Source organism: Xanthomonas sp. DAR 34887 (assembly GCF_041245805.1).
Lineage (GTDB): Bacteria > Pseudomonadota > Gammaproteobacteria > Xanthomonadales > Xanthomonadaceae > Xanthomonas_A > Xanthomonas_A tesorieronis.
The window spans coordinates 4,754,803-4,775,490 of sequence record NZ_CP162490.1 but is presented as its reverse complement, the minus strand read 5'-3'; the positions used below and the strand labels follow the sequence as shown (position 1 = coordinate 4,775,490).

Here is a 20,688-nt window from a genome sequence, read left to right as displayed (position 1 = left end):
CTTGTGGGAGGGGCTTCAGCCCCGACGCGATCCTCCGGCAGCGCCTGGATGGCGCCGGCCGCGATCCGGACGCCTGCTGCAACGAACGAGCGTCCGGCACTACCTATCAGGCGAGCAAGCCGCCCACACCGGAGCTGCGCATGAGCGCGATCCCCAACAACCGCCGCCCGCGCAGCTTCTACGAAGCCGACGCGCGCGCGCGCATCGCCGGCCTGCTTGATCCCGGCTCGTTCCGCGAGTTCGTCGGCCCGCGCCAGCGCGCGATGAGTCCGCACCTGGCGCAGCTGGACCAGCCCGGTGCGTTCGACGACGGCATCGTCGTCGGCGAGGGCCGGCTCGACGGGCGTACGGTGCTGATCGCCGCGCAACAAGGCGAATTCATGGGAGGTGCAGTCGGCGAGGTGCACGGCGCCAAGCTCACCGGCTTGCTGCAGCGCGCCACGGCGACGAGGCCGGCGGCGGTGCTGCTGCTGCCCGACACCGGCGGCGTACGCCTGCACGAGGCCAACGCCGGGCTGATCGCGATTTCCGAAATCATGCGCGCCACCCTGGACACGCGCGCTGCCGGCGTGCCGGTGCTGGCGCTGATCGGCAGCGGCAACGGCTGCTTCGGCGGCATGGGCATCGTCAGCCGCTGCTGCACGCACGTCGTCATGTCCGAGGAAGGGCGACTGGGCCTTTCTGGTCCGGAAGTGATCGAGACCGTGCGCGGCGTGGAGGAATTCGATTCGCGCGATCGCGCCCTGGTGTGGCGCGTGACCGGCGGCAAGCACCGCTATCTGCTCGGCGAGGCGCAGGCCTTGGTCGCCGATGCCATCGAGGAGTTTCGCGCCGCGGCGACCGCCGCGCTGGCTGCGCTACCAGCGTCCGCGGACGACGACGGCCTGGCCCGCATCGCCGCCGAACACGCCGCGCTGCGCCAACGCCTGGACGCCTATGGCGACTGCCGCGACGGCGTGGACATCTGGCGCCGCCAGGGCATCGCCGATCCCGACGCGCTGCCGCTGCTGGACACCGCCGCCTTCCTTGCCGCCGTTGCCGACCGGAGCCCGTGATGGACCTGATGCCTTTGCTGGAAGCGCTGTTCCCGCTCGGCCACCGGGTCGAGGTGCGCGATGGGGTGATCGGCGGCAGCGCCAGTACCGCGCTGGGCGAGGTCACCGTGATCGGCAGCGCCGACAAGCTGGAAGTGGGCGTGGAGCACGCGCTGGCGCTGGCCGCCGCGGTGCTGGACAGCACGCGCGCGCATCCGCAGCGGCCGATCGTGATGCTGGTCGATACCGCCGGACAGCGGCCGTCGCGCAAGGACGAGCTGCTCGGCATCAACGGCTATTTCGGCCATCTGGCGCAATGCCTGGACCTGGCGCGGCGGCGCGGCGCGCGGCTGCTGACGCTGGTCTATGGCGAATCCGTCAGCGGCGGCTTTCTCGCCTTCGGGCTGATGGCCGACGCGATCTACGCGCTGCCCGAGGCGCAGGTGCGGGTGATGGACCTGCGCGCGATGGCGCGGGTCACCAAGCAACCGCTGGAGAAGCTGCAGGCGCTGAGCAAGAGCTCGCCGGTGTTCGCGCCGGGCGTGGAGAACTATGTGGCGATGGGCGCGGTGGACGCGCTGTGGCAGGGCGATCTGGCGCAGGCGCTGATCGCCGCGTTGCAGGCGCCGCTGCACGGCGACACACGCGCGCAACGCGGCGTCGAGCGCAACGGCCGCCTGCTTGCTGCGCCGATCGCCGCGGAGGTCGCCGCCGGCCATGCATGAGCCGCTCGCCCGGCACGACCTGGTCTGGCTGGCGGCCGATGCGCCGTGGCAGGCACGCACGCCGGGGGCGCAGGCGCGCCTGCGCGACTGGTTCGCGGCCGGTCATCCGGCGATCGTCGCGCGCGGCGATCGCAGCGATGACGCGCAGCTGTTACGTCTCGGCGTGCCGCTGCCGCCGGCCGAAGGCAAGCAACGCCTGTCGCTGTCGGCCGAGCGCGATGCGGTACTGCGGCAGCGCGCGCCGCTGACGCTGGACGAGCTCTGCGCGCAGGTGCAGGCACCGCCGCAGTGGCAAGCACCGCTGCGCGAACTGCAGGCGCTGGCCGCCACGCATGGCCTGGTTCCGCGCGTCTTCGGCGCCTTCGCCTGGCAGGCGCTGACCGGCTTGCCCTATGTGCAGGCCGGCTCGGACATCGATCTGCTGTGGCCGCTGCCGTCGCCGATGCAGGCACCGGCGCTGCTCGCCGACCTGGCGCGCTGGGAACAACGCCACGGCCAGCGTGCCGATGGCGAAGTGCTGCTGCCCGACGGCGACGCGGTGAGTTGGCGTGAACTGGCCGGCGACAGCGCACAACTGCTGGTCAAGGCGCTGCGCGACTGCCGGCTGCAGCCGCGTGCCGAGCTGCTGCGGGCATGGGGGGCGTGATGGAACTGCAGGTGCTGCGTGCCATCGAAGAGGGCTGCTTCTCGGCATCGCCAGCGCTCGCCGCCGTGGATGGCTCGGCGCCAGAAGCGGTCGGGACTGAAGCCCCTCTTGCAGTGGTCGCAGCGGCTCATTCGTCGACTCCTGTAGGAGCGGCTTCAGCCGCAACGAACGCAGCCGCGATCTCCACGGCACCGGAAGCGATCGGGACCGAGTGCCCTCCCCCCGTGCAGGTAGCCAGCAATCGGCGCATTCCTGCGGGAGCGGCTTCGGTCGTGACGAACGCGGCATCAGACCTTCCGGCTTCGGAAGCCGTCGGGACTGAAGTCCCTCCCACAGTGGGGGCCGCCAGCGGTCTGCAAGTTCCTGCGGGAGCGGCTTCGGTCGCGACGAACGCGGCGTCAGACCTTTCGGCTTCGGAAGCCGTCGGGACTGAAGTCCCTCCCACAGTGGGGGTCGCCAGCGGTCTGCGAGTTTCTGCGGGAGCGGTTTCGGCTGCGACGAGCGAGACATCAGACCTTCCTGCTTCGGAATTTGTCGGGACTGAAGTCCCTCCCACAGTGCAGGTCGCCAGCGGTCCGAGAGTTCCTGTAGGAGCGGCTTCAGCCGCGACGAACGCAGCGCCAATCTCCCCGATCCTGGAAGCTGTCGGCACCGAAGCTCGATCCCAGGCGGAAGCGGCCAGCCACTCGCCAGGTCCTGTGGGAGCGACTTCAGTCGCGACGAACGCAGCGAGGTGCTTTCCGGCATCGGAATCGGTCCAGACCGATGCGCCTCTTGCAGCGCAACGCGCAAGCAAGCTGCGATCGGCACGCGCAGCGGCGAAGGCCACGGCGATCCTTCCCAATGCCGGCGCCACCCCGTACCGCCTCGGCCGCCTCGCCGTCGCCAGTCTGCATGCCGAACTGGCCTGCGCGCCGAAACCCGGCCTGGTCACGCCATTCGATCGCGGCAGCCACGACGACATGGACGCGTCCACGTTCCTGCGCAGCCTGTTCGCGTTGCGCGGCTACTTCGTCGCGATCGCCGCCGCAGGCGCGAGCGATGCGGCGTTCCCCGCGCTGCGCGAACTCGGCGTCGGCGCCGAGCGCGCCATGCTGCGCGCCACCGGCGGCGTCAACACCCATCGCGGCGCGATCTTCAGCCTGGGTCTGCTGGTCGCGGCGGCGGCTCGGCTGCGCAGCCAGACGCATGCGGCGCCGGATGGCGTGGCGGTCTGCCAAGCCGTCGGCATCTACTGGCGCGATGCGCTGCTGGACGCCCCGCTGGACCCGCACAGCCACGGCCAGCGCATGCGTCGCCTGCACGGCGTGGCCGGCGTGCGCGAACAGGCGGCGGCCGGTTTCCCGCTGCTGCGCGACGTGGCGTTGCCGAGTCTGCGCGCGGCGTCGCGCGCAGGCCTGGCGCAGGAGGCGGCGCTGGCGCAGACCCTGCTGCAGCTGATCGCGCACACCGACGATCTGAATCTGTTGCACCGCGGCGGCCGCGACGGGCTGCGCTTCGCGCAACGCAGCGCGCGGGCGTTCCTTGAGGCCGGCGGCGCCGCGCAACCGGATTGGCGCCAGCAACTGTCGCGCATCGGCGAGGCCTTCGTCGCGCGCCGGCTCAGCCCGGGCGGCAGCGCCGATCTGCTCGCCTGCGCCTGCTTTCTGCAGCGCCAGGAGGGCGTATGAGCCTGGCGCTGCTGTGCCCGGGGCAGGGCGCGCAACATCCGGCGATGTTCGACTACAGCGTCGGCGCGCCTGCGGCCGAGGCGGTATTGGCGGCGGCGGCGCAGGTGCTCGGCGCCGACCCGCGCGCGCTGGCCGGCGACGACGCGCGCTACGACAACGCAGTCGCGCAGCCGCTGGTCTGCACTGCGGTGCTGGCCAATGCGGCGGCGCTGCTGCCGCAACTGCCGGTGCCGGCGTTGCTGCTCGGCTACAGCATCGGCGAACTGGCCGCGCATGCAGTGGCCGGCGGCATGGACGCAGCCACCTGTCTGGCGCTGGCGGTGCGGCGCGCACAGCGCATGGATGCGGCCAGCCGCAATGGCGACGGCCTGATCGCGGTGCAGGGTTTGCTGCGCGACCAGGCCGAGACGCTGTGCGCGCAGACCGGCCTGCACCTGGCCATCGTCAACGGCGACGACCATCTGATTCTTGGCGGCCATGCCGATGCGTTGGCGCATGGCGAGCGGCAGGCGCGTGCGCAGCGCGCGCGGGTCACGCGGTTGCCGGTGGCGGTGGCCGCGCACACGCCGCTGCTGGCGAGCGCGGCGCAGGCGTTCGCCGCCGATCTGCGCGCGGCGCCGCTGGCGGCGCCGCGCACTGCGGTGCTGGCCGGCATCGACGGACACCGTATCGGCGACCGCGACGACGCCATCGGTGCCTTGGCGGCGCAGCTGGCGATGACGCTGGATTGGGCCGGAACGCTGCGCCAGGCCGCCGAACGCGGCGCGCGCGTGTTCCTGGAACTGGGACCGGGCGGTGCGCTGGCGCGCATCGCGCGCGAGGTGCTGCCGCAGTGCCAGGCGCGCTCGGTGGAGGAGTTCGGCAGCCTGGCCGCAGCGGCGGCCTGGGTGCGGCAGGCGGAGCAACGGATGCAGTGATGCAGCCGCTGCGGCGATGGGGGGCGGCGCTGGGAGCCGTCGCGCCGCAACGGCGGTTGGCAGTTGGCGATCGACCCAGGATGGCGGGTGGCCATTCGCGGCAGTGGTAGTGGTACGGATCCAGCAAGCTCGGGAGGGCGCATGAGTCCACAAATCGCGACGATCATCGGTTTGATCGTCATGTTCATCGTGGCCACGGCGTTGCCGGTCAACATGGGCGCAGTCGCGTTCGCGTTGGCCTTCATCATCGGTGGCGTCTGGGTCGGCATGGACGGGAAGGAGGTCCTGGCCGGGTTTCCCGGCGACCTGTTCCTGACCCTGGTCGGCATCACCTATCTGTTCGCGATCGCACGCAACAACGGCACCATCGATCTGCTGGTGCATTGGGCGGTGCGCGCGGTCCGCGGCAAGATCGTGGCGATCCCGTGGGTGATGTTCGTGGTCACCGCGGTACTGACCGCGTTCGGCGCGCTGGGTCCGGCGGCGGTGGCGATCATCGGCCCGGTCGCGCTGCGCTTCGCCAAGCAGTACCGGATCAATCCGTTGCTGATGGGCCTGCTGGTGATCCACGGCGCGCAGGCCGGCGGCTTCTCGCCGATCAGCGTGTACGGCGGCATCACCAACAAGGTGGTGGAGAAGGCCGGGCTGGACGTGACCGAGATGGCGGTGTTCCTGACCAGCCTCGGCTTCAATCTGCTGATGGCGGTGATCTGCTTCTTCGCCTTCGGTGGTCTGGCCTTGCTGCGGCGCGGACAGGCGCCGTCGCTGGCCAACGCCGAGTACGTGCCGGTGGGCGATCAGGCCTCGCACCGCCAGTTCGCGATCGAAGGCCATGGCGCCTTGCTGTCGGCCGGCGGCGGCACCTTGTCCACCGATCCGGCGGCGCTGGAGACGGTGAGCCTGAACCGCGATCGCGTGCTGACCCTGTTCGGCCTGCTCGGTCTGGGCATCGCCTCGTTGATCTACAACCTCAACGTCGGCCTGGTCTCGATGACCGTGGCGGTGGTGCTGGCGCTGTTGTCGCCGAAGGCGCAGAAGGGCGCGGTGGATGGCATCAGCTGGTCCACGGTGCTGCTGATCAGCGGCGTGGTCACGTATGTGGCGGTGTTGCAGGAGAGCGGGGCGGTGGACTACATCGGCAACGGCGTGTCCGACATCGGCATTCCGCTGCTCGGCGCGCTGCTGGTGTGCTACGTCGGCGGCATCGTCTCCGCGTTCGCCTCCTCGGCGGCGGTGCTGGGCGCAACCATCCCGCTGGCGGTGCCGTTCCTGCTGCAGGGCCACCTCGGCGCGGCCGGGGTGATCTGCGCCCTGGCGATCTCTTCCACCGTGGTGGACGTCAGCCCGTTCTCGACCAACGGCGCACTGGTGGTGGCCTCGGCCGCTCCGGACGAACGCGACGCGCTGTACAAGCGCTTCCTGATCTACAGCGGCCTGGTGGTGCTGTTCGGCCCGCTGCTGGCGTGGCTGCTGCTGGTGGTGCCGGGGTGGTTGTGAGGCTGGGAATGGGGAAACGGGAATCGGGAATGGGGTGAAGCGGTTCCTGCACACGGATGCTTTACCGGTTTCCTGATCCAGCATCGGCCCTTCGGGGCCGATGTCTTTTGCAGGAAGTTAAGTGGCGCAGATCGATCGCGCAGGCCCGCTTCACGATTCCCCATTCCCCATTCCCCATTCCCGGCCCCTCGGCAACGGCGCCGGCACATTCAACTTGCCGCCGGCGGCCACGTACATCGCCAGGGCGTTGCCCTGGCTTTGCAGGTGCCGGTTCATGGTGCGCTCGGCGCCTTCGGCGTCGCCGCGGCGGAAGCAGTCCATCAGTTCGCGGTGTTCGGACAGCGATTGCTGCATGCGGCCGGGCGCGAGCAGCTGGCGACCGCGGTGCATCTTGAGGATGCGGTGCAGGTCGTGGGTGACGCGGATCAGCCACGGATTGCCGGCGAATTCCTGCACCGATTCGTGGATCAGGTAGTTCTGCCGGTAGTACTCGGCCAGGTCGCCTTCGTCGGCGGCCTGCTCCATGCGCGCGTGCAGCGTTTCCAGCCGCGCCAGGCCGGCGGCGTCGACCTTGCGCACCGCCTCGTACGCGCAGCGGCCTTCCAGCAGCGCCATCACCGGAAACAGCTCGTTGAGGTCTTCCAGGGTCAGCCGGGTCACGCGCGCGCCGCGGCCGGGTTCGATCTGCACCAGGCCTTCGGCCGCGAGCAGCTTCAGGCTCTCGCGCAGCGGGGTGCGGCTGATGCCCAGTTCGGCGACCAGCGCCGGCTCGTCGATCCACTCGCCCGGCGGCAGCACGTAGTCGTAGATTTTCTGCCGCAGCCGCTCGGCCACGTCTTCGTACAGCGCCACGCGCTTGCGCGGCGCGCGGGTGTCGGGTGCGAGGGTCATCGGCGGGTCGAAACGCTCTGAAGCCGGTGCTGGCGATGCGGCCATTCTAGCGGCCGGCGGGAAGCGTCGCCGCGGCGCGTCCCGCCGGCGCGCGTTACTTGCCTTTTTTCTTGTCCGGTCGCTGCGACAGGGCCGATGCGGCGGCGGTCTTGCTGGCCTTTCCGGTGCGTCCGTCCTTGAGCACCTTGGAGGCGGCCTTGCCGGCCTTTTCGCCGGTTTTCTGGTTGTTCGCCATCTGCGGTCTCCACGCTGTCGCGGTTGCGGCAGCCCGTTGCGTGCGCCCACTGGCGTCAATGCCGCGTCACGGAACAGCGCGTCGATTCACGCGGGTTTGCGCGCTGTCTGGGCAAGGTAGCCGCTGACAAACCAGGAGCACCCCATGACCCCGAGGCTCAACACGACCCGGCTTTCGATTCTTGCGGCGTTGGCCGCCGTGGCGCTGAGCGGCTGCGGCAAGCCGGGCGATCAGACCTCGCGGACCGCACCGGCGACCTCGCCGGCACCGACCGCGGCTCCGGTCGGCGGCGAAAGCGGACGCGCGCCGATCGGCGGCGACGCCTCGGCCAAGGCGATGCTGCAGGTGCTGGAAGGCAATGCGGTGGCGCTGTCGCAACAGGCGCTGTCGCGCAATGTCAGCGGCAGCGTCGCCGATTTCGCTCGCGAGGTCGTCGCTGCCCACCATGGCGCCACGGCGGCGGACGCAGGCAAGGGCGGTCCCGGCGATGCGGAGAAGATCACCGCGCAGGCGGCGAAGGGCAAGGCGCAACTGCAGGCGCTGGACCAGGAGAAGGACGAGTCGGCGTACATGAACGCCTACATGGCGACGATGGTGCGCAGCTATTCCGATGCGCTGGCGGTGATCGACGCCGAACTGGTGCCGGCGGCGCAGCAGGAGGCGACCAAGCAGGAATTGCAGCAGGCGCGCAAGCGCATCGCTGAGCAGTTGGAGCGAGCACAGGCGCTGGCGTCGGCGCGCTACTGAGTGGTTTGAAGCCCCTCTCCCATCGGGAGAGGGGTTGGGGTGAGAGTACGGCGCGAAAGCGACTCGCGGAGTTTGGGCGCACGATGCTTCGCCCGTACCCTCATCCGCCCCTTCGGGGCACCTTCTCCCGATGGGAGAAGGAACAGCCGACTAGCCCCTCTCCCATCGGGAGACCTGATTAGCGTCGAATCTCAGCTGCTGATGCGTGACAGGTGCACCCTTGCTGCCGGTTCTCTTGGAGAGGCAGTCATGGCGATGAATCGTGTGCAGTTCCAGCGGGGGATGTCCTTACCGCAGTTCCTGCAGCATTACGGCACTGAGGAGCAGTGCGTGTCCGCGCTGCTGCGCAACCGCTGGCCTGACGGTTTCGTCTGTCCGCGCTGTGGCCAGCGGGCGGCCAGTCAGTTCCAGCGCGGGCACCAGCGGCTGTGGCAATGCCGGCAGTGCCGCGCCCAGACCAGCCTGACGGCGGGCACCGTGCTGGCCGACACCAAATTGCCGCTGCGTCTGTGGTGGATGGCGATGTATCTGCTGAGCCAGGCCAAGAACGGGATTTCGGCCCTGGAGCTGATGCGCCACCTGGACGTGTGCTACCGCACGGCTTGGCGCATCAAGCACAAGCTGATGGCGGCTATGGCTGAGCGGGAAGGCCAACGTCAGTTGGCCGGCTGGGTGCAGATCGACGATGCCTATCTAGGTGGGGAGCGCGCGCGCGGCAGCGGTGCCGAACAGTGGACCAACAAGATCCCGTTCATTGCCGCCGTGGAGACGCGACAAGGTCGGCCGGGATGCGTCCGGTTTGACTGGGTCGGCAGCTTCTGCCGCGATGCTGTCCATCGCTGGGCCCAGCAAGCCCTGGCGCCGGGAACCCACGTTCTCAGCGATGGGCTGACCGCCTTCACCGCCGTCACCTGGGCCGGTATGAGCCATGAGCCGATCGTGACCGGCACCGGGCGCAAATCGGTACAACAGCCCGCTCTGAAATGGGTCAACACGATCCTGGGGAATCTCAAGACCGCCCTTGGCGGCACCCACCATGCCATCGCCTTCGGCAAATACGGTCTGCGCTACCTGCGCGCGCACCAATATCAGGTCAACCGGCGCTTCAACTTGGCCGCGATCCTTGACCAACTCGGCTTGGCTTCCATGGCCACTCATGCCATCCCGGAGCGCGCTCTGCGCGCTCCGGCTGAGATTCGACGCTAATCAGGATCGGGAGAGGGGTTGGGGTGAGGGTCCGGCGCGAAAGCGACTCGCGGAGTTTGGGCGCACGATGCTTCGCCCGTACCCTCATCCGCCCCTGCGGGGCACCTTCTCCCGACGGGAGAAGGAAACAGCCAAGCCCCTCTCCCATCGGGAGAGGGGTTGGGGTGAGGGTACGGCGCGAAAGCGACTCGCGGCGTTTGGTGCACGAGGCTGCACCCGTACCCTCATCCCCCCCGTGCGGGGAAACAAACGCTAGCCGTTCGCGATGTCCACAGCGGCCGCCTGCGCCGTCGGCCGCTCCTCGCGTCCATCCGGATGTCGCGCGAAGCGGGTCGGGTCGCTGCCGTGTACCGGCGCCTCGTGCGGCCACGGCCAGCCGCCGAACTGGGTGCGGCGGTAGTCGGCCATGGCCTGGGCGATCTCCGCTTGGGTGTTCATCACGAACGGGCCGTGCTGAGCCACCGGTTCGGCGATCGGTCGGCCCTGCAGTACCAGGAACTCGCTCGCTTCCCCGTCGCCGTTGACCAACTCGACCGCCTGGTCGGCACGCAACTCGATCGCGGCGTGGCGGGTCACTTCGCGTCCGCCCACGGTCACCGCTGCGCCCTTGAAGAAGTACAGGCTGCGGCGCGTGCCGCGGCCTTGCGCGGCGGGCAGGGTCCAGCGTGCGCCGGGCGCCATGCGGATCGTCCAGATGGCCACGTCGGCATCGTCCTGCGCGGCCCACGAATCCGGTGGCGGCGCGAGCGGGCCGCCGGCGCTGCCGGGCGCGGCGTCGACCGGGCCGATGCGGCCGGCCACGCAGGCCACCTCGGTGCTGCGGCCGGCATCGTCGGTGGCGGTGAAGCGCGGCAGGTCTTCGGCCCAGAACATGGTGAAGTGCGGCGCCGCCATCTTGCTGCGCGCGGGCAGGTTGAGCCAGATCTGGAACAGTTCCAGCGGATTGGGCGCGGCCGTGTCGAGCAGCGGGAACATCTCCGAATGGACGATGCCCGCGCCGGCCGTCACCCATTGCACGTCGCCGGCACCGAAGCGCGCCGCCGCGCCGAGCGAGTCGGCATGGTCGATCAAACCCTTGCGCACGATGGTCACGGTCTCGAAGCCGCGGTGCGGATGACCGGGAAAGCCGGGGACCTCCTCACCGTGATACATGCTCCAGCCGTCCTTGCGGCTGAAGTCCTGGCCGATGGCGCGGCCCTGCAGCGACGCCGCCGGTCCCATCGCGCCGTTGCCGGCGGGGTAGGCGTCGTCGTGGTAGACGCAGAACAGGAACGGGTCGATCGTTTCCCAGGGGAAGCCGAGCGGCTTGATCTGGACGATGGGGTCGGTCATGGAGAGATCCTTCGTGCGAACGCCGCCCGAGGTCAGAGGCGGCAACCCTTTCGATATGGGGCGACGCCGATGGAACGGAAGGCCGGTCCGGAGGACATCCTGTCCCGCACGGGAAACGCTGAGGCGCCGCCGCGGAATCCAGGGCCATGGCGCAGGCGCAGACACCGGCAGCACTCCATGCGCCGATCGAACCCGGCCAGCAGCGGCGCGCAACTGAATGCCGGCTGGGGCGCAGCCGGTCATCCGCGCCCGCGCTGCCCGTGCGTCATGGGACTGTCATCTGCCGCGACCAGCATCGCAGGCTTTTCCGACCCTGCGAGCGCCCGGTGCGTCCCGAACCCTTGCCGGCCCTGTCGCGGCTGTTCCTGCAATGGCGGCCGTCGCTGAGCCGTTACTTCCTGCGCCGCCGCGCCGCGGCGTGGGACGCCGAGGACCTGGTGCAGGAAGTGTGGCTGCGCCTGCAGCGCAGCGAGGCGCATGCGCCGGAGATCGCCAATCCCGAAGCCTACCTGTTCACCATCGCCGCCAACCTGATGCGCGAGCACGCGCTGCTCAACCAGCGCAGCACGCAGCGCGACACCTGCCTGGACGAGGTGCTGGAGCGGCTGGCGGTGCCGTGCGACGTGGATGCGCAGGTGCACCGCGAGCAACGCCGGCGGCGCCTGGCCGAGCTGATGGCGCGGCTGCCGCCGAAATGCCGCGCGGCGATGGTGCTGCGCTACCGCGACGAACTCGGCTACCAGGACATCGCCGCGCAGTTGCAGATCTCAAGCCACATGGTCAAGAAATACATCATCAAGGGTCTGGCGGTGTGCCGGCAGGGCATGGCGCGCTATGCGTGAATCGCCGATCGCCGCGGCGGCCGCGGCCTGGTACCTGGCGCAGCGCGAAGCGCCGCTGGCGCCGATGCAGCAGGCGGAGTTCCTGGCCTGGCTGCGGCAGTCGCCCACGCACGTGGCCGAATACCTGGGCATCGCGCACCTGCATCAGGATCTGCAGGCCGCGGCGCACTCGCAGCAGGCCAGCAGCGAACAGCTGTGCGCGCATGCGCGCCACAGCGGCGCGGTGGTGGTGCCGCTGCGGCCGGAGTTCGGACGCGCGGCGCCAGTGCAATCGCAAGCGGCGCCACAGCCACGCAAGCGCAACCGGCGCTGGGCGTACGGCCTGGCTGCCGTGCTGGCGCTGTCGGCGATCGGCGTGACCACGCACCTGGCGGTGCCGGACACGGTCGCGGCGACGGTCTACGCCGCCGCTACCGATGCCGGGCGCGAGGTGGCGCTGGCCGACGGCAGCGTGGTGCGCCTGGACCGCGGCAGCGCCATCGCTGTGCGCTACGGCGCGCAGCGACGCGACATCGCGCTGCTGCGCGGCAAGGCGCTGTTCGACCTCGGCCACGATCCGGCGCGGCCGCTGCGGGTCAGCGTCGGCGCGCTGGTGCTGCGCGATATCGGCACCGTGTTCGGCGTCGACCAGCACGACGGCGCCACCCGCGTTACCGTGCTGCAGGGACGCGTGCACGTACTGCGCGGCGCGCATCCGTGGTGGCGGCGCAGCGCGCTGCCCAGCGAAGGCGCGCAGCTGGCGGACCTGGGCGGCGGCCAGCAGGCGCGGCTGGACGCGCGCGGCCGCTTGCTGGGCATGGACGCGCACGCCGACATCGCCGGCGCAACCGCCTGGCTGCCGGCGCAGGTCGGCGTGCGCGACCGCAGCGTGGGCGAGGTGGCGCGGCTGTTCAACGCCTACACCACGCAGCCGTTGCGCATCGCCGACCCGGCATTGGCCGCGCGCCGCATCAGCGGCGTGTTCCACCTGCGCGATCCGGAGGCCTTCATCGCCTATCTGGGCAGCCTGCCGAACGTGCAGGTGCACCGCGACGCGCAGGCGGTGACGATCCGCAGCGCGCCGGCGCCGATGTAAGAAAAAATTCATGCAACGACCGGTAGCCGCACGGCGCTGTGCGGCACTCCTAGGTAGGCATGGCCATCGCGCTGGATGCGCGCGGCCGCCTTCCTCTCCCCTCCGGTAGCACGTCCCATGCGCAACACGCTCGTCGTTTCCATCGCTCTGCTGCTCGGCAGCACCTCCTCGCTGCCGGCCTGGTCGGCGCCCGCCGCCGTCGCCGCGCCGGCGATCGCGCCGATGCCGCTGGACCAGGCGCTGGAGCTCTTCGCCCGCAACAGCGGCCTGCAACTGATGTACGACCCGGCATTGGCGGCCGGGCAGCGCAGCAACGGCGCGCCGGCCGGCCTGGCGCCGACGCAGCAACTGCAGAAACTGCTGGCCGGCACCGGCCTGGAGTACCGCATGCCGACGCCGAGCACGGTCAGCATCGTGCGCAGTGCCGCGGCCGCGCCGCGCAATGCCGCCGCGCGCGCGCCGCACGCCGCGGCCACGCCGGCCGCCGACCCGGGAGACCGCGACGACGGCCCGCGCGAACTGGCGCCGATCAACGTCACCGCCAACAGCGTCGATACGCTGGCGCCCAGTGCCGCGCCGCTGGAGGCGAGCCAGCCGACTTCGGTGATCGACGAACGCTTCATCCGCGACGGACTGCGCCTGAACGCGAACTACGACGACATCATCAAGTACGCGCCGAGCGTGGTCACCACCTCGCCGGAAGGCCCCGGCCTGGGCAAGAACGAAGGCATCAGCATCCGCGGCTTCCAGGACGGCCAGTTCAACATCACCTTCGACGGCATCCCGTTCGGCGACGCCAGCGACCTGCACCACACCACGTCGGCGTACTTCAACAACCACGTGCTCGGCCAGGCCGAGATCGACCGCGGTCCCGGCGGCGGCGCCACCATCGGCAACGCCACCTTCGGCGGTACGCTGGCGCTGCGCACGCGCAACCCCAGCGCGGTGGACGGCGTCACCGCCTACGCCACCGGCGGCAGCTGGAACACGTGGTCCACCGGGGGCAGCGCCGACGAGCACATCGGCAACACCCGCGTGTTCGCCGACCTGTCCAAGGAAGCCAGCGGCACCTACCTCAAAGGCACCGACGACCGCCGCGAGCACGCCTTCGTCAAGACCGCCACCGAGCTGGGCGAGGCGACCACGCTGACCTTCGTCAGCAGCTACAACCAGGAACACCAGAACACCGTGCAGGGCGCCACCCGCGCGCAGATCGAACAGCACGGCTGGCGCTACGGCCTGGGCAACGATCCGACCCTGCAGAACTACACCGGCTACAACAGCGCCGCGTACTACTCCAGCTTCAGCTACCTGGGCCTGAGCACGCGCCTGGGCGAGTGGGACATGGACAACAAGCTCTACTACAACAGCTTCGACCACACCGCCGCCAAAAGCAGCATCCCCACCAGCGAGAGCGCCGCCGACAACGGCGTGACCTTCTACTCCAGCACCGGCAAGAAGCTGTCCAAGTCGGCCACCGACGTGCCGGGCAAGCTGTCGGACAACGATTACCACGCCTTCGGCGACGTGCTGCGGCTGGCGCGCGATCTGGGCCCGGGCCAGTTGCAGACCGGCGTGTGGGTGGAGCGCAATCTGGACGAACGCAGTCAGCTGCCGGTGGACATGAGCACCGGCGCGGCCAGCGGCACCAAGTACGGCTATCTGTACAACTACCAGCTGCACGACCGCACCGACACGCTGCAGCCGTACGTGCAGTACGACTGGAAACTGAGCGACACGCTGACCCTCAGTCCGGGCGTGCGCTACTCGCGGGTGGAGCGCCAGCTCGACGCGCAGCTCAACAAGAGCACGCCGCCGGCGCCGTCCCATGCCAGCGCCAGCTACGACGCGACGCTGCCGTCGCTGAGCCTGCACGACGCCTTCAGCGAGCACTGGAGCGGCTACGTGCAGGCCGCGCGCGGCTTCCTGGCGCCGCCGATCGACGTGATCGAACTCAACGGCAGCCGCGGCCTGCAACCGGAGCTGACCAGCAACTATCAGCTCGGCACCAGCTACGCCGCGCGCGGCCTGACCTTCGGCGCCGACGTCTACTACATCGATTTCAGCAACTACATCAGCGAAACTCTGGTCGCCACCGACAGCGGCACCGAGAGCGCCTACGTCAACGGCGGCGGTGCGGTGTACCGCGGCGCCGAGGCCGAAGCCACCTATGCGCTGACCCCGACGCTGAGCCTGTACGCCAACGCCAGCTACAACGAAGCGACCTACAAGCACAGCAGCACCCAGGTCGCCGGCACCCCGCACGTGACCGGGAGCCTGGGCCTGCTGTACAACAGCGGCACCGGCTACTTCGGCTCGCTGATGGAAAAGGTGGTCGGCGCGCAGTACGGCGTGGACAACACCACCGACGCCAGCGGCGCCACCGTGTTCGGCAACGACCAGCGCCTGGGCGGCTATGCCAGCCTGGATGCGGCGCTGGGCTACCGCAGCACGCATGGTCCCTACGGCCTGAAGGGCTATTCGATCAGCATGGACGTCAACAACCTGCTCGATCGGCACGCCTTGATCGGCTACGCCGGCGCGCGCTCCTCCGACAACCAGCCGCTGTATTTCGGCCTGGCCGGGCGCGGCGTGTTCCTCGACCTGTCGCTGAAGTTCTGAGGCCGGTCTCATGCCCCTCTCCATCGAAGCGCCCATCGCCGCGATGCGTGTGCGCCGCTACCTGCATCGCGTGGCGGCGCTGATGCTGCTGGCCGCGGCGGCATTGCCGGCCGCGGCCGTGGCAGGCTCCAGCGCGACCGCTCCAGCGCAAGTGCGCCTGAGCATCGTGGTGATGCGCCACGGCGTGCGCGCGCCGACCCAGGATCCGCAAGCGCTGGCCAAGTACGCGGCGCAGCCGTGGCCGCAATGGCCGGTGGCGCCGGGCATGCTCACTGCGCACGGTGCGGCGGGGATGCAGGCGCTGGGCGCGCGCTACCGGCAGCGCTGGCTGGCCGACGGCGTGCTGGCGCCCGACTGCGCTGGCGCGCAGTTGGTGGTGATCGCCGACAGCACGCCGCGCAACCACGCCAGCGCCGCGGCCTTCGGCGAAGGCCTGCAACCGGGCTGCCACGCCCAGTACCTGGCGCTGCCGGCCGAACAGAACAATCCGCTGTTCCATTACGCGGCCGGCAAGGACAAGAACGACGACAAGGACGACGACGTAGTGGCCGCGCCGCTGCATCCGGATGCGGCCGTGCGGTCGCGCTTGCGTGCGCTGCAGCGGGTCCTGTCCGGTTGCCGGGGTGCGGCCTGCGCCGCGCAAGCGCCTGGCCAGGACACGCCGCGCCTGGACGATCCGCAGCGGCTGGACGATCCCGCGCAGGCCGCGAAGGTGCTGAAGACCGCCGGCAGCCTGGCCGAGAACCTGATGCTGGAATACGCGCAGGGCCTGCCGCCGGCGCAGGTGGCGTGGGGCCGCGCCGATGCGAAGGCCTTGCAACGCCTGATCGGGCTGCACAACGCCTCCTTCGACCACAGCAAGCGCGCCCTGCCGGCGGCGCGCGCAGGCGGCTCCAACCTGCTCGCGCACCTGCTGGCGACGCTGCAGGCTGCGGCCGGGCAGACCCCGGCGGTGGCGTCGCTGGCCCCGGCGCACACCCGCGCGCTGCTGCTGCTCGGCCACGACACCAACCTGGCGCATCTGGCCGGCCTGCTCGCCGTGCCCGGCCCGGTGCGCGGCCAGCCCGACGCCTATCCGCCGGGCGGCGCGCTGCTGCTGGAGCTGGTGCGGCAGGGCGGCCGCGACTATCTGCAACTGCGCAGCGTGGTGCCGACCTTGCAGGCGCTGCGCGACAACCGCTTCGACGGCAGCCGGCTGCGCGAGCGGCGCTGGCCGCTGCCGGGCTGCGGCAGCCGATTGCGCTGTCCGTTGGCGGTCGCCTTGCCGGCGCTGCAGGCGCGGCTGGACGCGCAGCAGGTGCAGCCCGACGTGCCGGCGTTGAGCGCCTGGCCGGTGCAGGCGGCGGTGGCCGGCGAGTAGCGCGGAGCGCCCCACCGCGCCGCGCACCCTGTAGGAGCGGCTTCAGCCGCGACAGGCACTCTCCGGATGGGACATGTCGCGGCTGAAGCCGCTCCTACAGGGGACGTGCGGTCTCTCTGCAATTTCCGAGTAGGCCATGTCTGGTCTGAAGGAAACCCTGCGCGCGCCGTCACGGACCGCAACGCGGCGAAGGCCGATCATCGCGGTTCCCGCGCTGCGCGCCCGTTTGGCGTGGCGCCGTCCTTGCCCAGGTCCCCGCCATGTCCCCGACGCCCGCCGCTGCGCTCCCCGATTCGATGACCGCGATCGAGATCCGCCACCCCGGCGAGCCCGAGGTGCTGGTGCCGGTGCGCCTGCCGCTGCCGCATCCGGGCCGCGGCGAACTGCTGGTGCGGGTGGCCGCAGCCGGGGTCAACCGCCCGGACGTGCTGCAGCGCCAAGGCAGCTATCCGCCGCCGCCCGGCGCGTCGCCGCTGCCGGGGCTGGAGTTCGCCGGCGAGGTGGTGGCGCTGGGCGAGGGCGTGGAGCGCTATCGGCTCGGCGACGCGGTGTGCGCGCTGGTCGCCGGCGGCGGCTACGCCGAATACGCGGTGGTGCACGAACGCAACGCACTGCCGGTGCCGGCGCCGCTGAGCCTGGCCGAGGCCGCGGCGCTGCCGGAGACCTTCTTCACCGTGTGGGCCAACGTATTCCAGCGCGGCCGCCTGCAGGCCGGCGAGACCCTGCTGGTGCACGGCGGCACCTCCGGCATCGGCAGCGTCGCCACCTTGCTGGGCAGTGCGTTCGGCGCGCGGGTGATCAGCACCGTCGGTTCGGCCGACAAGCGCGCCGCCAGCCTGGCGCTGGGCGCGCAGGCGGCGATCCTGTACCGCGACGAGGACTTCGTCGCCGAGACCCAGCGCCTGACCGGTGGCCGCGGCGCCGACGTGATCGTGGACCTGCTCGGCGGCGACTACCTGCCGCGCAACTACCAGGCCGCGGCGCTGGACGGGCGCATCGTGCAGATCGGCGTCCAGCACGGCAAGGTCCGCGAGCTGGACCTGATGCCGCTGCTGGCCAAGCGCCTGACCCATACCGGCTCGACCCTGCGCGCGCGCTCGGTGATGGAGAAGGCGGCGATCGCGCGCGAGCTGGAGCAGCAGGTCTGGCCGCTGCTCGAACAGGGCCGGATCAAGCCGCAGCTGGATCGTTGCTTCGCGCTGGCCGAGGCGGCGCAGGCGCATGCGCGGATGGAATCCAGCGCGCATATCGGCAAGATCGTGCTGCTGACCGAGGCTGGGTCGGGGCGATGAGATCCTGTCGCGGCTGAAGCCGCTCCTACAAAGAGCGCACCTGTGGGAGCGGCTTCAGCCGCGACAGGCACCCACCGGTTGCACGCCGCTGGCCCCGTTCAAGCACCACGCCGTATATTGCGCCGCACGCGCGGTGGTCCGCGCTTCCCTTGCCGGTCCCCGCGTGCGCCTGCCTTCCCGTTCCGCCGTGCTGTTGCCGTTGTTGCGCCGTTCGCTGTTGCTGCTGTTGCTGTGCCTGAGCGCGGCGGCAGGCGCGCAGCCGCAGGACGAGCCGCAGGCGCCCGATCCGCAGGCCTTGCTGAGTGGCGCCGAGCAGACCTTGCAGGACGCGCGGCGCAGCGTGGACAACGCCGACGACCAGGAGTCGCTGCGCAAGCTGGTCGGCCAGGTGGCCGATGCGCAGCGCGATGCCGAGGCCGCGGTCGCGGCATTGACCCCGCAGCTGGCCCAGGTCGATGCGCGGCTGCAGCAGCTCGGCCCGGCCGCCGACGGCGAGGCCAAGGACATCGCCGCGCAGCGCAAGGACCTGGCCAAACAGCGCGCGCCGCTGGATTCGGGAATCAAGCGCGGCAAGCTGCTGGCGGTGGAGGCCAAGCAGCTCGGCGAGCAGATCGAAAACGTGCAGGCCGAGCACTTCAGCCAGGAGCTGTCGCTGCGTTCGGCCTCGCCGTTGTCGCCGTCGCTGTGGCGGCAGATCGCCAGCGATTTCCCCGCCGACCGCGATCGCCTGCTGGCCCTGTACCAACTGGCCGCAAAGGCGCTGAACGACGCCATCGCCGAAAACGGCAGCGGTGCGCTCGGCATCGGCCTGAGCATCGCGTTCGTGCTGCTGTTCCCGCTGCGCTACCTGCTGCGCTGGCTGGGCAAGCGCTACGCGATGTCGCGCGCGCCGGGCAGCCGCCTGCGCCGCTCCGGCCTGGCGATCTGGTTCCTGCTGCTGGGCACGCTGACCCCCGGCTTTGCCGCGTTGGTGCTGGCCGAGACCCTGCGCAGCATCGATGCGGTGCCGACCGCGCTGGAGAGCGTGCTGCGCGGCTTCGTCGTGTACAGCTTCGCCGCCGCGTTCATGGGCTCGCTGGGCGCCAGCGTGCTGCTGCCGAGCCAGCCGTCGTGGCGGCTGTTCCCGATCGACGACGCCACCGCGCGGCGCCTGCGCAAGTACACCTGGGCCACCGCGACGCTGGCCTGGGTCAGCAGCATGCTGCTGGTCATCAACCGCGCCAGCCATACCAGCGAATCGGCCACGGTGGCCGCCGATGGCGTGATCGCGCTGGCCTACGCGGTGCTGATCCTGGCGATCCTGACCAGCCTGTCGCGGCTGCGCCGGCGCCAGTACGCCGAGGCCGCGGCGCAGGCGCTGGAAAACGGCCAGCCGCCGCCGGCGGGGCAGCACGGTGGCGCGCTGGCGCTGGTCGGGATGCTGGTGCGGGTGGCGGTGGTGGTGGCGCTGCTGGCCTCGCTGCTGGGCTATTTGTCCCTGGGCCTGTTCATTACCCGGCAGATCATCTGGATCACCATGATCGTCGGCGCGGTCCGCCTGCTGATGACCTTCGCCGACGATTTCGCGCTGTGGCTGTTCGCCAGCGAAGGCCGTCTCGGTCGCGCCGCCAACGGCGCGTTCGGGGTGCGCGCCAGCCGCCTGGAGCAGGCCGGGGTGCTGACCTCGGCGCTGGTACGGGTGGCGCTGCTGCTGATCGGCCTGGGCGCGGTGCTGATGCCGTTCGGCACCAACGTGTCGACGTTCACCGACTGGTTCTCGCTGCTGTCGCAGGGCATTCCGATCGGCAAGGGCCACCTGTATCCGGGCGCGGTGCTGCGCGCGCTGCTGGTGCTGGGCCTGGGCATGCTGGCGATGCAGTACATGCATGGCTGGCTGACCCAGACCTACCTGCCCAAGACCGAACTGGACGACGGTTCGCGCAATTCGGTCAGCACCGTGGCCCGCTATGTCGGCATCCTGCTGGCCGCGCTGTGCGCGCTGGCGGCGTCGGGAATCGAGGTGGCGCAGATCGCATTGGTGGTCAGCGCGCTGTCGGTGGGCATCGGCTTCGGCCTGCAGTCGATCATCCAGAACTTCGTGTCCGGGCTGATCCTGTTGGCCGAGCGTCCGGTCAAGATCGGCGACTGGGTCAAGCTCGGCGACCAGGAAGGCGACGTGCGCAAGATCAGCGTGCGTTCCACCGAGATCCAGGTCGGCGACCGCTCCACGCTGATCGTGCCCAACTCCGAACTGATCACCAAGACCCTGCGCAACATGACCCTGGCCGGGCCGCTGGGCCGGGTGCAGATCCAGTTCGCGGTGTCGCTGGGCACCGACGTGGCCAAGCTGCGGACGCTGCTGCTGGAACTGTATGCCGCGCATCCGGGCGTGCTGGAGGATCCGGCGCCGTCGGTGTTCATCGATTCCATCGCCAGCGGCCACGTCACCCTCAACAGCTTCGCCTACGTCGGCAGTCCGCGGCTGGTCTACGGCATCCGCAGCGATCTGTTCTTCAGCCTGCTGCAGCGCCTGGCCGAAGAGGGCATCGCGCTGGAATCGCCGCAGGAAGTGCGGCTGCTGCGCAAGGAGCCGTAAGCGCGGGGCGTGGCGGTTTTAG

17 protein-coding genes are annotated in these 20,688 nt (G+C 70.5%); 14 read left to right on the top strand and 3 right to left on the bottom strand.

What is annotated here, in order from left to right; genetic code table 11:
• The first annotated feature begins 140 nt into the window (after window positions 1-140).
• The 6 genes from AB3X08_RS20395 (at window position 141) to AB3X08_RS20370 (ending at window position 6,489) form a co-directional block, all read left to right on the top strand.
• Window positions 141-1,055, top strand: a complete 915-nt coding sequence (locus AB3X08_RS20395) for a biotin-independent malonate decarboxylase subunit beta (RefSeq protein ID WP_369934743.1) — start codon at window positions 141-143, stop codon at window positions 1,053-1,055.
• Window positions 1,055-1,759, top strand: a complete 705-nt coding sequence (mdcE, locus tag AB3X08_RS20390) for a biotin-independent malonate decarboxylase subunit gamma (protein ID WP_369934742.1) — start codon at window positions 1,055-1,057, stop codon at window positions 1,757-1,759. The genes AB3X08_RS20395 and mdcE overlap by 1 nt, the downstream gene beginning before the upstream one ends.
• Window positions 1,752-2,405, top strand: coding sequence for a malonate decarboxylase holo-[acyl-carrier-protein] synthase (mdcG, locus tag AB3X08_RS20385; RefSeq protein ID WP_369934740.1), 654 nt, complete (start codon window positions 1,752-1,754; stop codon window positions 2,403-2,405). Before mdcE ends, mdcG begins: the two co-directional genes overlap by 8 nt.
• A gap of 833 nt (window positions 2,406-3,238) precedes the next feature.
• Window positions 3,239-4,075, top strand: a complete 837-nt coding sequence (gene mdcB, locus AB3X08_RS20380) for a triphosphoribosyl-dephospho-CoA synthase MdcB (protein WP_369938594.1) — start codon at window positions 3,239-3,241, stop codon at window positions 4,073-4,075.
• Window positions 4,072-4,992, top strand: a complete 921-nt coding sequence (locus AB3X08_RS20375) for an acyltransferase domain-containing protein (protein ID WP_369934738.1) — start codon at window positions 4,072-4,074, stop codon at window positions 4,990-4,992. Before mdcB ends, AB3X08_RS20375 begins: the two co-directional genes overlap by 4 nt.
• Before the next feature lie 141 nt (window positions 4,993-5,133).
• Window positions 5,134-6,489: an SLC13 family permease gene (locus AB3X08_RS20370; RefSeq protein ID WP_369934737.1), complete on the top strand. Its 1,356-nt coding sequence runs from the start codon at window positions 5,134-5,136 to the stop codon at window positions 6,487-6,489.
• A 150-nt stretch (window positions 6,490-6,639) separates the two neighbouring features.
• Here AB3X08_RS20370 and AB3X08_RS20365 read toward each other — a convergent pair whose 3' ends face one another.
• Both AB3X08_RS20365 and AB3X08_RS20360 read right to left on the bottom strand, forming a co-directional pair.
• Complete coding sequence (locus AB3X08_RS20365; protein WP_369934735.1) at window positions 6,640-7,380, bottom strand: GntR family transcriptional regulator; 741 nt, start codon at window positions 7,378-7,380, stop codon at window positions 6,640-6,642.
• A 94-nt stretch (window positions 7,381-7,474) separates the two neighbouring features.
• Window positions 7,475-7,615, bottom strand: a complete 141-nt coding sequence (locus AB3X08_RS20360; RefSeq protein WP_369934734.1) for a hypothetical protein — start codon at window positions 7,613-7,615, stop codon at window positions 7,475-7,477.
• 144 nt (window positions 7,616-7,759) lie between these two features.
• On the opposite strand from AB3X08_RS20360, the gene AB3X08_RS20355 reads away from it, so the two are divergent.
• Together AB3X08_RS20355 and AB3X08_RS20350 are read left to right on the top strand one after the other, a co-directional pair.
• Window positions 7,760-8,362, top strand: coding sequence for a DUF4142 domain-containing protein (locus tag AB3X08_RS20355; RefSeq protein WP_369934733.1), 603 nt, complete (start codon window positions 7,760-7,762; stop codon window positions 8,360-8,362).
• Window positions 8,363-8,611: 249 nt separating this feature from the next.
• Window positions 8,612-9,568 carry an IS1595 family transposase gene (locus AB3X08_RS20350; protein WP_369933329.1) on the top strand — a complete coding sequence of 319 codons (957 nt, stop codon included), beginning with the start codon at window positions 8,612-8,614 and terminating at the stop codon, window positions 9,566-9,568.
• A 252-nt stretch (window positions 9,569-9,820) separates the two neighbouring features.
• On the opposite strand, the gene AB3X08_RS20345 is transcribed toward AB3X08_RS20350, so the two are convergent.
• The gene (locus AB3X08_RS20345) at window positions 9,821-10,900 is read right to left on the bottom strand and encodes a pirin family protein (RefSeq protein WP_369934731.1); all 1,080 of its coding nucleotides are present in this window, start codon (window positions 10,898-10,900) and stop codon (window positions 9,821-9,823) included.
• 326 nt (window positions 10,901-11,226) lie between these two features.
• Between AB3X08_RS20345 and AB3X08_RS20340 the strand changes: the two genes are divergently transcribed.
• From AB3X08_RS20340 to AB3X08_RS20315, 6 genes are all read left to right on the top strand, one after another.
• A complete protein-coding gene (locus AB3X08_RS20340; protein ID WP_369934729.1) occupies window positions 11,227-11,742 on the top strand; it encodes an RNA polymerase sigma factor in 516 nt (171 codons plus the stop codon).
• Window positions 11,735-12,817: a FecR family protein gene (locus AB3X08_RS20335; RefSeq protein WP_369934728.1), complete on the top strand. Its 1,083-nt coding sequence runs from the start codon at window positions 11,735-11,737 to the stop codon at window positions 12,815-12,817. The genes AB3X08_RS20340 and AB3X08_RS20335 overlap by 8 nt, the downstream gene beginning before the upstream one ends.
• A 117-nt stretch (window positions 12,818-12,934) precedes the next feature.
• Window positions 12,935-15,439: a TonB-dependent receptor domain-containing protein gene (locus AB3X08_RS20330; RefSeq protein ID WP_369934726.1), complete on the top strand. Its 2,505-nt coding sequence runs from the start codon at window positions 12,935-12,937 to the stop codon at window positions 15,437-15,439.
• Between the two features lie 43 nt (window positions 15,440-15,482).
• Window positions 15,483-16,799 (top strand): histidine-type phosphatase, encoded by a 1,317-nt coding sequence (locus tag AB3X08_RS20325; protein ID WP_369938592.1) that lies wholly within the window; start codon window positions 15,483-15,485, stop codon window positions 16,797-16,799.
• Window positions 16,800-17,059: 260 nt separating this feature from the next.
• Window positions 17,060-18,091, top strand: coding sequence for an NAD(P)H-quinone oxidoreductase (locus tag AB3X08_RS20320; RefSeq protein WP_369934724.1), 1,032 nt, complete (start codon window positions 17,060-17,062; stop codon window positions 18,089-18,091).
• A 187-nt stretch (window positions 18,092-18,278) separates the two neighbouring features.
• A complete protein-coding gene (locus AB3X08_RS20315) occupies window positions 18,279-20,666 on the top strand; it encodes a DUF3772 domain-containing protein (protein WP_369938591.1) in 2,388 nt (795 codons plus the stop codon).
• The last annotated feature ends 22 nt before the right edge of the window (window positions 20,667-20,688 follow it).